9 protein-coding genes and 3 pseudogenes are annotated in these 12,175 nt (G+C 43.5%); 10 read left to right on the top strand and 2 right to left on the bottom strand.

Annotated features, from left to right (window positions below):
* The first annotated feature begins 200 nt into the window (after positions 1-200).
* From sixA to RM368_RS19905, 7 genes are all read left to right on the top strand, one after another.
* A complete protein-coding gene (gene sixA / locus RM368_RS19935) occupies positions 201-695 on the top strand; it encodes a phosphohistidine phosphatase SixA (protein ID WP_322695656.1) in 495 nt (164 codons plus the stop codon).
* Between the two features lie 109 nt (positions 696-804).
* Positions 805-1,941, top strand: coding sequence for a citrate synthase (locus RM368_RS19930; RefSeq protein ID WP_322695655.1), 1,137 nt, complete (start codon positions 805-807; stop codon positions 1,939-1,941).
* A 382-nt stretch (positions 1,942-2,323) separates the two neighbouring features.
* Positions 2,324-3,442 (top strand): NADH-quinone oxidoreductase subunit NuoH, encoded by a 1,119-nt coding sequence (nuoH, locus tag RM368_RS19925; RefSeq protein WP_322695654.1) that lies wholly within the window; start codon positions 2,324-2,326, stop codon positions 3,440-3,442.
* Positions 3,443-3,544: 102 nt separating this feature from the next.
* Entirely contained in the window at positions 3,545-4,129 is a 585-nt protein-coding gene (gene ndhI, locus RM368_RS19920) for an NAD(P)H-quinone oxidoreductase subunit I (protein WP_229462911.1), read from the top strand.
* A 111-nt stretch (positions 4,130-4,240) separates the two neighbouring features.
* Positions 4,241-4,855 (top strand): NADH-quinone oxidoreductase subunit J, encoded by a 615-nt coding sequence (locus tag RM368_RS19915; RefSeq protein ID WP_322695653.1) that lies wholly within the window; start codon positions 4,241-4,243, stop codon positions 4,853-4,855.
* A 60-nt stretch (positions 4,856-4,915) separates the two neighbouring features.
* On the top strand, positions 4,916-5,221 hold the full coding sequence (gene nuoK / locus RM368_RS19910; RefSeq protein WP_006199065.1) for an NADH-quinone oxidoreductase subunit NuoK: 306 nt from the start codon (positions 4,916-4,918) through the stop codon (positions 5,219-5,221).
* Positions 5,222-5,227: 6 nt separating this feature from the next.
* Positions 5,228-6,148, top strand: coding sequence for an NAD(+) kinase (locus RM368_RS19905; RefSeq protein ID WP_322695652.1), 921 nt, complete (start codon positions 5,228-5,230; stop codon positions 6,146-6,148).
* A gap of 182 nt (positions 6,149-6,330) precedes the next feature.
* Here RM368_RS19905 and RM368_RS38800 read toward each other — a convergent pair.
* Positions 6,331-6,969 (bottom strand): annotated as a pseudogene (locus tag RM368_RS38800) (pentapeptide repeat-containing protein); the annotation flags it as partial.
* On the opposite strand from RM368_RS38800, the pseudogene RM368_RS38795 reads away from it, so the two are divergent.
* Positions 6,950-7,045: pseudogene (locus RM368_RS38795) on the top strand (hypothetical protein); the annotation flags it as partial. The pseudogenes RM368_RS38800 and RM368_RS38795 overlap by 20 nt on opposite strands.
* Here the strand turns inward: RM368_RS38795 and RM368_RS38790 are convergent.
* Positions 7,000-7,725: pseudogene (locus RM368_RS38790) on the bottom strand (pentapeptide repeat-containing protein); the annotation flags it as partial. The pseudogenes RM368_RS38795 and RM368_RS38790 overlap by 46 nt on opposite strands.
* Before the next feature lie 920 nt (positions 7,726-8,645).
* Between RM368_RS38790 and RM368_RS19895 the strand changes: the two are divergent.
* Both RM368_RS19895 and RM368_RS19890 read left to right on the top strand, forming a co-directional pair.
* Complete coding sequence (locus tag RM368_RS19895; RefSeq protein WP_322695650.1) at positions 8,646-11,666, top strand: zinc-dependent metalloprotease; 3,021 nt, start codon at positions 8,646-8,648, stop codon at positions 11,664-11,666.
* Between the two features lie 307 nt (positions 11,667-11,973).
* A partial coding sequence (locus RM368_RS19890; protein ID WP_322695649.1) for a hypothetical protein occupies positions 11,974-12,175 on the top strand: 202 nt, incomplete at its 3' end.

The following is a 12,175-nucleotide window of genomic DNA, read 5'->3' as shown; positions in this document are numbered from 1 at the left end:
CCGGAAAGTGACAGAAGAGGGTTAGAATACCCGGAAAGTGACAGAAGAGGGGTATTATCGGGCGCTTGTTGTAAAAGAAGATGAAAATTTTGTATGGTTTTGGATTGGATCGCATCCAGAGTATGACAGATTGCTAAGTGGCGGATAGCGTTCTAACATTGCCTAAGAGCAGCCTAACTGAATCGCTCACAATACAAAGTATGGAACTATACTTAATTCGTCATGGCATCGCCGAAGACAAGGGATTAGGCATCAAGGATGAAGAGCGCAGCCTTACCAAAGAAGGAAGGCAAAAAACTGAGAAAGTTGCCCAGAAACTTGTTAAATTAGGTTTAAACTTTGATTTAATTCTCACCAGCCCCTTAGTGCGGGCGCGCCAAACGGCTGAAATCCTGATAGCAGAAAAACTAAGCTCCCAGTTAGAGGAATCTAGCCACCTCGCTCACGATGGTCAAATTTCTAGTTGGCTAAAAGAGTGGTTAGAGCCAAGAAATTATTCCCAAAATACCCAACTGGCGCTGGTTGGACACGAACCTGATTTAACCAATTGGGCAGAAATTCTCCTGTGGGGGGAAGTCAAAGAAAGTTTAGTCTTGAAAAAAGCAGGTATGATTGGGATAAAACTACCAGAAACAGGTTCTGCTCTGGGTCGTAGTCAGATGTTTTGGTTGACACCACCCAAGTACCTGCTATAACAGTTTTCCAACATTTTCGATTGTTGTTAGAACGGCTACTGTTATGGCGACAATAAATTTCTGGTAATGTTACCTCCAGCAGATATTTCAAAAAGCAAATGGTGTTGCCATGATGGTGTGCGAATACAAGCCTGGTCTAGAAGGCATTCCCGCCGCTCAATCAAGTATCAGCTATGTTGATGGGCAAAAGGGAATACTAGAATATCGTGGCATTAGGATTGAGGAATTAGCAGAAAAAAGTACATTCCTAGAAACTGCTTATCTCTTAATCTGGGGTAAACTGCCAAGCAAAGAAGAACTGGAAACATTTGAGCATGAAGTTCGTTACCATCGGCGGATAAAATACCGCATTCGGGACATGATGAAATGCTTTCCAGAAAGCGGCCACCCAATGGATGCCTTGCAAGCCTCTGCTGCGGCTTTAGGTTTGTTTTATTCGCTCCGGGATTTACATAATCCTGCCTATATTCGAGATTCAGTAGTGCGGCTAATAGCAACTATTCCGACGATGGTGGCGGCCTTCCAACTGATGCGAAAAGGCAACGATCCGGTACGTCCCCGTGATGATTTAGACTATTCCGCCAACTTTCTATACATGCTCAATGAGCAAGAACCCGATCCTCTGATGGCGCGGATTTTTGATATCTGCTTGATACTTCAAGTCGAGCATACAATGAATGCTTCTACCTTCAGTGCTAGGGTGACAGCTTCCACCTTGACCGATCCTTACGCTGTGGTTGCTAGTGCTGTGGGAACTTTGGGCGGGCCTCTGCATGGTGGAGCCAATGAAGAAGTAATTCAAATGTTGGAAAAAATTGGCTCTGTAGAAAATGTCCGTCCTTACATAGAGGACTGTCTGCAAAGTAAATCTAAGATTATGGGCTTTGGACATCGTGTCTATAAAGTAAAAGACCCACGAGCCATAATTTTACAAGGACTAGCAGAGCAATTGTTTGAGAAGTTTGGGCATGACAAGTTCTATGACATTGCTCAAGAAATGGAACGAGTTGTAGGAGAAAAACTCGGTAGCAAGGGGATTTATCCCAATATTGACTTTTATTCCGGTTTGGTGTATAGGAAAATGGGTATTCCTACAGACTTATTTACGCCAATATTTGCGATCGCTCGTGTTGCCGGTTGGCTAGCCCACTGGAAAGAACAACTAGCAGAAAACCGGATTTTCCGTCCTACCCAGGTTTACAACGGTCTGCACGAAGTTACTTATACTCCCATTGAGCAACGGTAACTGGGCATAGGACATGGGGCATGGGGCGTTAGGAGTGCTGAGTAATGAGTTAGGAGTAATGAGTTAGGAGTTAGGAGTTAGGAGTTTTGTTTATCCCCTTGTCCCCTCATCTCCCCTGCTCCCCTGCTCCCTCTGCTCCTCTGCTCCCCTGCCCCCATCCCCGTCTCCTCACAATAGTCAATCTCAATGCCAACCATAAGTAGAATTCTCATCTCGCTTCAGGGTGGTAAAACCATCCAACGATATACTAGGCATGGGAATTGGCAACAAATCTTCAATCGAGCGTCATCACAGCAAAAATTAAAAATGGGTGAATTTACAGGTATTAATTTAACTAATAGTTGTAACTCACCATGACTCTATGTCTTAAAGAGCACCAAACATGAATTCAGGAATTGACCTCCAAGGAACTTTTATTGAATCCCTCCGGGATTTAGGTATACCAGCAGGAACAGCTAAAGCGATTTGGATGCCACTGCCAATGATACTGATGCTGATTGGAGCAACAGTGGGGGTATTAGTTGCTACTTGGCTAGAACGGAAAATTTCTGCCTCCGCACAGCAGCGAATTGGGCCAGAATACCAGGGGCCTTTTGGGTTGCTAGTACCTGTAGCGGATGGTCTAAAGCTGGTATTTAAAGAAGATATAGTACCAGCCAAGTCCGATCCCTGGCTGTTTACCCTCGGCCCCATTATTGTTGTAATTCCGGTATTTCTGTCATTCCTGATTGTGCCCTTTGGACAGAATATCGTAATTAGTAATGTGGGCATGGGCGTATTCTTGTGGATTGCCTTGTCAAGCATTCAACCCATTGGCTTGCTGATGGCTGGCTATGCATCTAATAACAAATATTCCCTCTTAGGGGGCTTGCGGGCAGCAGCGCAATCTATTAGTTATGAAATTCCTTTGGCGTTAGCGGTATTAGCGATCGCTATGATGTCTAATAGCCTCGACACTGTTGATATCGTCAATCAGCAGTCTGGCTACGGCATTCTGGGCTGGAACGTTTGGCGACAACCAATTGGTTTTCTGATCTTTTGGATAGCCGCCCTCGCTGAATGCGAACGATTACCCTTTGACTTACCCGAAGCGGAAGAAGAAATCGTCGCAGGCTATCAGACTGAATACTCAGGCATGAAATTTGGTCTGTTCTACCTGGGTTCATACGTTAACTTAATCCTTTCTTCCTTACTAGTAGCAATTCTCTACCTGGGCGGTTGGGACTTTCCGATTCCCCTCAACCTCATCGCTGGTTGGCTAGGAGTTAGTGAATTAAATCCCGTGTTCCAGATAGTAACGGCGGCTTTGGGTATCACCATGACTGTGTTCAAAGCTTATTTGCTAGTGTTTGTCGCCATCCTGTTGCGCTGGACAGTGCCACGGGTAAGGATTGACCAACTGTTAGATTTAGGATGGAAGTTTTTGTTACCAGTTGGTTTGGTTAATCTCCTATTAACCGCCGCCCTGAAACTAGCCTTTCCCTTCGCTTTTGGTGGTTAGTCATTAGTCATTAGCATACACAAATGACTAATGACAAAAGACCAAGGACGAAGGACAAGGGACAAATAACGCTGATAGCTTAAAAAGAGAGAGTGAAGCACAATGCTAAAGTTCCTAAAACAAGTTGGCGATTACGCCAAAGAAACAGTACAAGCTGCGCGTTACATTGGTCAGGGTCTTTCTGTCACCTTCGACCACATGCGGCGGCGTCCAATTACTGTACAGTACCCTTACGAAAAACTAATTCCTGGCGAACGGTTTCGCGGTAGGATTCATTTTGAATTTGATAAGTGCATCGCTTGCGAAGTTTGCGTTCGCGTTTGTCCAATTAACCTACCTGTAGTCGATTGGGAATTCGACAAAGCCAGCAAAAAGAAAAAACTCAACCACTACAGCATTGACTTTGGAGTTTGTATCTTTTGCGGTAATTGTGTGGAATTTTGCCCCACTAACTGTCTATCGATGACAGAAGAATATGAGCTTTCCACTTACGATCGCCATGAATTGAACTACGATAACGTAGCGCTAGGTCGTCTGCCGTATAAAGTAACAGACGATCCAATGGTTACACCACTACGCGAACTAGTTTACTTACCCAAAGGCGTTCTCGAACCCCACGGACTACCTGCGGATGCACCGCGTGCGGGTGCGCGTCCAGAAGACTTGGTAGAACAAACAGAAAAATAAATGTCATTTGTCCATTGTCATTTGTCCTTTGTTATTTGACTAATAACTAATGACCAATGACCAATGACCAATGACCAATGACCAATGACAATTGACTAAGGACAAAAAACAGTGAATCTAGCAGAAGGAGTACAGTTAGTATCACTTGGCATACTGGGCGTGATGATGATTGGGGCAGCCATTGGTGTGGTGCTGTTCTCCAACATCGTCTATTCTGCCTTTTTGCTGGGGGGTGTGTTTATCAGCATAGCGGGAATCTACCTGTTGCTAAATGCTGATTTTGTTGCAGCTGCACAAATACTAATTTACGTTGGGGCGGTTAACGTGCTGATTTTGTTTGCCATTATGTTGGTGAACAAGCGGCAGAATTTTGTAGCATTTCCCAACTCTTGGGTGCGAAAAGCACTTACTGGTGTAGTCAGTATAGGATTGTTTGGTCTTTTAAGTACGATGGTGCTGGCTACTCCTTGGGCTTATTCCGCTGCTCCTGTGGCGGGTGGCAAAAGTTCTATAGTTTTAATTGGAGAACATTTCTTCACTGACTTTTTACTGCCTTTTGAACTAGCTTCCATTTTGCTGCTGATAGCAATGGTAGGAGCAATTATTTTGGCACGCCGCGAATATTTGCCAGACTTGTTGACACCATCCAAACTGGGGCAAACTGTTTTGACTTTGCAAGAACGCCCCAGAGAACTAGTATCAACAACCAGCGAAACAAAAGAGTAATATTTGCAACCTGAGTCGCAGATAAACAGCCAGATTTTTTCAGGAGGGATACTCAGATTCATGCAACTCCAGTACTTTTTATTACTAGCAGCAGCTTTATTCTGCATTGGCATCTACGGTTTAATTACTAGCCGCAACGCTGTGCGGGTGCTGATGTCAATTGAATTACTGCTCAATGCTGTTAATCTGAATTTAATGGCATTTTCCAACTTCCTCGACTCAACATTAATTAAGGGTCAGGTTTTCACAGTATTTGTGATTACCGTGGCCGCAGCCGAGGCGGCGGTGGGTTTAGCGATCGTGCTGGCCATTTATCGCAACCGCGATACCGTCGATATGGAGCAGTTTAATCTCCTGAAGTGGTAATTGTGCGTGCAACTCAAGCAGATAATCATTGCTTATAAAGCGCGGGATGCCCGGAGTAAAGAATGGGCAGAAATCTGTGCGAAACAACTAGAAAGCCGCGATTGCCAAGTGTTGATGGGGCCTAGCGGGCCGAAAGACAACCCTTATCCAGTCTTTTTGGCTTCGGCGGGTCAACCAATCGATCTCGCTTTGGTACTCGGTGGCGATGGTACTGTTTTAACTGGTGCCAGACATTTAGCCCCAGCTGGTATCCCAATTCTGGGAGTGAATGTAGGAGGCCATCTGGGGTTTTTAACTGAGTCAGTGGAAGAGTTTCAGGATACAGAGAAAGTTTGGGATCGGCTGTTTGAGGATCGCTATGCTATCCAACGACGGATGATGTTACAAGCTGCGGTGTATGAGGGTCATGGGTCTAATTTGGAACCAGTGAGCGAACGTTACCTGGCTTTGAATGAATTCTGTGTCAAACCTGCTTCCGCTGACCGAATGATCACCTCAATTCTAGAAATGGAAATCGATGGTGAGGTAGTCGATCAATATGTTGGGGACGGGTTGATTATTTCCACTCCCACAGGTTCCACTGGTTACACCGTTTCTGCGAATGGGCCGATTATGCATGATGGTATGGAGGCGCTTACCATCACTCCCATTTGTGCAATGAGCCTTTCTAGTCGTCCCCTGGTTTTACCCCCTGGTTCTGTGGTGAGTATTTGGCCTTTGGGGGATTACGATTTGAGTACTAAGCTGTGGACAGATGGGGTTTTAGGGACTTCTATTTGGCCCGGACACCGCGTTGATGTGCGGATGGCAGAGTGTCGGGCTAAATTTATTATTTTGCGCGAGAACAATTCCTACTATCAGACGCTGCGGGAGAAGTTGCTGTGGGCAGGTACAAGGGTTCACTACAGCAATAATCACCGTAATTAATTAAGTATTTTAGAGTGCATCTACCACAGATTGCGATCGCCTATAGTCGTTATGCGATCGCAACCAAAATTACCCAAGCCCCTGAATTCATCTAGGGGCTTTCTAGTGGGGGCGAGAAACCTATACATACTTATAGATAAATCTATTGGCTCTTTAAAGTTTAGTATAAAATCTTGCTCATCTCAATTTAGCCCCAGTTCTTCCTTCAACGCCTTTGGTACATTAACTGCTGTTTCTAATCCCCGCACACCTTCCCACTGCTGCTTTTTACCCCAAATCATCTCTTCTAGATTAGCGTCGCTAAGGTCTGCACCACCCAGAATGGCGTAACTGAGGTTGCTATGGCTGAGATCCGCGCCGTTGAGGATAGCACCACTGAGGTTACTGCCACTGAGGTTAGCATTGTTAAGGTTGGCATAGCTGAAGTCTGTGCCAAACAAGATAGCGTCGCTGAGGTCAGCACCACTGAGGTCGGCGTCGTTGAGAATCACGCCGCTAAGGTCGGCTTCGTTGAGAATCACCCGACTCAGGTCTACACCGCTGAGGTCGGCACCTAAAAACATTGCACCGTTAAGTTTAGCATTGTTAAGTTTGGCACCATTAAGTTTGGCATAGCTGAGGTCTGCGGCAACCAGGATAGCGTTGCTGAGGTTGGTACTGAAAAGAATTGTGTCACTGAGGTTAGTACCGTTGAGGATAGCGTGACTCAAATCAGCACCACTGAGGTCGGCGCGGCAGAGGTCGGCATGGCTAAGGCTGACGCTATTAAGGTTGGCTTCACTCAGATTTGCACCGAAAAGGATGGCGTTATTTAGGTCAGCATGGCTGAGGTTAGTGCTGCTCAGGTCGGTGCGGTTGAGGTCGGCGCGGCTCAGGTCGGCGCGGCTCAGGTTGGTATTGCTAAGGTCAGCGCGGTTGAGGTCGGCGCGGCTAAGGTTGGCACAGCTAAGATTAGCACCGCTAAGGTTGGTACTACTGAGGTCGGCACAGCTAAGGTTAGCACCAGTGAGGTTGGCACCGCTGAGGTTGGCATCGCCGAGGTTGGCACCGCTAAGGTTAGCACCACTGAAGTTTACGCCAGTTAAGTTGGCATCGCCGAGATAAGCAAGGCTAAGGTCGGCACCGCTAAAGTCTGCCCCGGTAAGGTTGGCATCGCCGAGGTAAGCACCCCTAAAGTTGCCGCCTTTGAGGAATTGTCCAACTATACTGCTAAAGTTGCCAATTTCCAGGGCATCGCTATAATTGATAATCCGCAGCAGTTGGGATGTGAAAAAATTGTCTGTGTCCGGTTGGGCAGATGGGTAGAAGTTGATTTTTTGTTTGAGTTCATCTTGCCCTTGGGCGTAACGGTGTAACTCTAGTAATAAAATCAGTACGTTCAGCCCTGTATAGATGTCTACCTGTCTCAACCCGATCGCAATATTTTGTGCCGCTAGCTTTAACTTTATTTGCTGAGGCAGGTTATCATCTGGTGTGCCATCGATAAATTCTCCCTGACACCAGCGACGATAAAAATCTTCTAGCCGCCGAAAAAGCAATTCTAGACGAATTTTTTGACCAGTCACAACCAATTCCATTAGTTGCTTGACTATCTCAGGTTTCAGGGCAGCACTGCCCAATAAATCATAAATCTCTTCATGCATCTGGCGATCGCATACTTTAAAGCAAAACTCAGTGGATAAAGTGCCCAATGTGCGATCGTCTATCTGAGAACTTAAACCGTTCTTTGGTACTGTCCATTTTTCTAAGCTTTTTTGCAGTCTTGCAGAGTATAAATATTCTTGCAAATTATCTTGAGCTAATCTAAGGCTTTTGTCTGGTTCTTTAATATTTTTTCCTAGAGGTAAAACTGCTTCAGTTTCTAGGGATGTGGCCTTTGGCATCTCTTGTAACCTTGTACCCCTAACATAATTTCTCAGCAGCTGCCAAACTTGAGATAAATATGTTGACATTTTTGTTTCCGTTGTTACATTTAAATAACTGTTTTTGATAATCCTGAATTAAAAACTTTTCTATACCAGTTTGCTTTGCATTCCCAATAATCAATAGTATAAATAAATACTATAGTAAAAAAATCATGAGTTGACGATATTTAGGGCAGGCTACTTCTGATGAATTTGCCAACGGCGTTTCTGGATGGCGGCTTCTTGCTCACCTGTAGTAGCCTTAAGCTTTCTTTCACAATGTAAATAAAGTGTTAACTTCAAAATTATTTCCCAGCTCAACTAATTCTATGATTTAGCTAATTTGTGATACTTTTTCTCCAAGAAATTTCTGAGTGTGATGTAAAAATCATACTTACTGTTTGTAGGAGATGCAATTGTTAGAAAAAATCCTACACTAAAACAGCACAACAAAGCTGAAAAATGGCAATTAAAATTTAAACTGAAAGTTTATTGCCTAATATAAAGCAGCTAAGATAAGCGCCAGAGGGCAGGCTATATGGCTTTGCAAAAGTTAAAAATTAACGAGAGATAGTTATCAGGTAATGAATGCAATGAACAGATTAACCTTTTATATGATTTTGTTACATAGTTTGTTTTTAGGGATAGCGACAGCTAACGCTAAGTCACCGTTTGTTAACAATGTTGATACAGCCAAGCAGATTGTTGGAAAAAATGTGGTAACAGTCAGCAGTGGAGAGAAGTTCAATAGTCAGTTATCGACAGAAACTTCTTCAACCAAAATCTCAACCTTATCATTAAATAATATTAATATTCCTCAAAAACAGAGACTACCGTCAAATCAAGTTTGGGTAGTTAATCAAAATAAACACGCACAGCCTCAACCGTTTATTTGGATAGTAAAAAACCTGAAACAAGCAGGTCAACAACCATTTTTACAAGTTGCAAACGCCTTAGAGAAAGCAAATGCCAAGCCTAGTACTACCGCAAAACCAGCAGCAAAGGATGATTTAGAGCCATTCAACGAAGTAATTAAAAACACCCAAAAATCTGGGGGATTGTTCACCCTTTATCGTAATAAAGAAAAGAATAAGATTTATCTAGAAATTAAGCCAGAACAACTTAATAAAAATTACCTAGCTACGGCAACCCTGGAATCGGGAATTGGCGAACGGGGTATTTACAGTGGTATGCCTCTGCAAGATTTTTTATTTTATTTCAAACGGGTAGATGATAAATTACACTTTGTCATCCGCAATGTGAATTTTCGCACTCGTGAGGGAGATCCCCAAGTGCGATCGCTGACGCGATCGTTTAGTGATTCTGTTCTCTACACCATTCCCATTAAAAGCATTCATCCAGAACGCAAAACTATTCTCATTGACTTAGAAGATTTGTTACTGACAGACTTAGCTGGATTATCTGTAGGTTTAGGAGTTCCAAAAAGCACAAGTCAGTCCTATTTTGGTACTGCTAAAGCCTTTCCTCAAAACTTAGAAGTCGAATCAATTTTGAATTACTCTGATAGTGCTGAATCCAACAGTGAAGCGGCAAACTTTGGGTCGCTAGCTGACAACCGTGGCTTTACCCTGCGCGTTCACTACAGCCTCTCTCAACTACCCGATCTAGATTATCGACCACGCCTTGCTGACGATCGCGTTGGCTATTTCATCACCGCCTATCAAGATTTATCCAAAGACGACGATCGCGGCGATTCTTTTGTCCGCTACATCAATCGCTGGCATTTAGAAAAACAAGACCCGAAAGCAGTTATTTCTCACCCCAAAAAACCGATTGTTTTCTGGATTGATAACGCTGTGCCCTTAGAATACCGCGATGCTATGAAAGAAGGCATTCTCATGTGGAACAAAGCCTTTCTCAAAGCCGGATTTAAGGATGCAATTGAAGTCCGCCAAATGCCAGATGATGCTACTTGGGACCCGGCAGATATTCGTTACAACACAATTCGCTGGATTAATACAGTTGATGGCTACTTTGCAATGGGGCCATCTCGCGTTAACCCATTGACAGGGGAAATTTTGGATGCAGACATTCTCGTAGATGCTAGCTTTATCCGGGCACTCAAGGGTGAATATCGCAAAATCGTCCAACCCAGCCAAACAGAAAATCGCACGACTTTATCAGCTTTGATGCAAAATCGTTTACTTTGCGCCAATGGTTTAGATGGGAAAAACAATGGTGTCCCCCAGAAGATGCAAGGACAAGAGGGGCTGTTGAATCGTTTATCGAAAATGGCAGGCGAGTACGATTTATGCTATGGCATGGAAGCTGCTAACCAGTTTGCCTTTGGTTCGCTGGCAATGTCTCTACTGCCTGATAGTATGGCTACTCCAGACAAGGTAAAAGCATATATTAATCAATATCTACGTTTAATCATCGCTCACGAAGTTGGACATACTCTTGGTTTACGTCATAACTTCCGTGGTAGTACGCTGCTACCACCACAGGAGATGAATAATACGGAAATTACCAAAAATAAAGGTCTGACAACTTCTGTCATGGACTATATTCCCCCAAATATTGCCCCTCAAGGTACAAAACAAGGAGATTATTTTCCGAGTATGGTGGGGCCTTATGATGAATGGGCAATTAAGTACGGCTACACAACAATTCAAACATCAACTCCTTTAGCAGAAAAGCCAATTTTGGAGGAAATTGCTGCACAATCCTACAAGCCAGAGTTGAGTTATTCCACAGATGAAGATGTGTATGACCTCGACCCCACAGCTGATGCTTGGGATAACAGCGGTAATGTGCTGCTTTATTCTCAATGGCAGTTGAATAATTCGCGGGTGATGTGGGAACGTCTCGATAAGCGTTTCCCAATGGCTGGTGATAGTTACAGCGATGTCAGCGAACGTTTTAGTACAGTATTGGGTAACTATTTTCAGCAAATATATTACACCACAAAATACATCGGGGGACAATCTTTCTACCGCATTCACCCCAGCGAAATACCTTCTGAGAAAGTCTCTGGAGTCACCCAACACCGTTTACCATTTGTACCAGTACCCGTTGAAGAACAACGGCAAGCTTTAGAAACGCTGCAAAAGTATGTATTTGCAGAAGATGCCCTCAATTTTTCACCAGAATTACTGAATAAATTAGCACCTTCCCGTTGGCGACATTGGGGTAGTTCTCCACAAGTTGGTCGTTTGGATTTTCCCATTCATGACTTGGTGTTACTGATGCAGGGTTCTGTGTTGCGAGATTTACTCTCAAGCGATCGCCTTTCTCGTCTCAAGGATATTGAACTCAAAACTCCCGAAGGAAAAGCACTGACTCTACCAGAACTATTTGACACTTTACAATCAGATATTTGGACGGAAGTCATCAAACCAAAAGGTAAACCAATGAAGATTGCCAGTTTGCGGCGAGGCTTGCAGCGTCAGTATTTGGATATTTTGACTAGTATGGTATTGCGAAAAGAAAATGTTCCAGAAGATGCTCGAACTTTAGCTTGGTATAAACTAAAACAACTAGATGAAAAACTTAAAGGAGTTAATTCTGAGGATGAATACACCAAAGCGCACTTATTAGAAACGCGCGATCGCATCGATAAAGTCTTGAATGCACCGTTACAAACAAATTAAAAAAGTTAAGAGTGAGGAGTTAATAGTAAAATTCCTCACTTTTCTTTTTTTCCCCTAATTTTGGCAAAATGTATTGATTATGTTGTGGGATAAAGCCTTTTTGCTTAAGTCTTATTGAATTTACAATTGAGGCTGCTGTATTTTAAATTTCGAGAAGTCGACCTAAGAGCAAAGTTAATCTATGTAAATGTATCTTGAGTTGATATGGCAGGATATCGAGGCAGTGCCTGCAAGTTAGATGAAATCCGTAATCACAGCCAAAAAAATTGAAGTTAGTTATTGCAATCATTACCACAGGATAAAAACTATGTGGAGCTTAATTATATTTTTACTGATTGTACTGGGCTTCATCGCTCTCATCAAAGGTGCTACTTCATCTGGTAGAAACAGTTCCCGTAAAAGTCGTCAAAGCAATGGTAACTCTTTTAGTAACAGCGACAGTAGTTGGTATGTTGGTAATACTGGAGGAAATGATTCCAGTAATAGCTATGACTCCAGCACCAATAATA

Source organism: Nostoc sp. DedSLP03 (genome assembly GCF_034530815.1).
Taxonomy (GTDB): domain Bacteria; phylum Cyanobacteriota; class Cyanobacteriia; order Cyanobacteriales; family Nostocaceae; genus Nostoc.
Note: the sequence above shows the minus strand (reverse complement) of the source record. Positions and strands in the feature narration are given on the sequence as shown.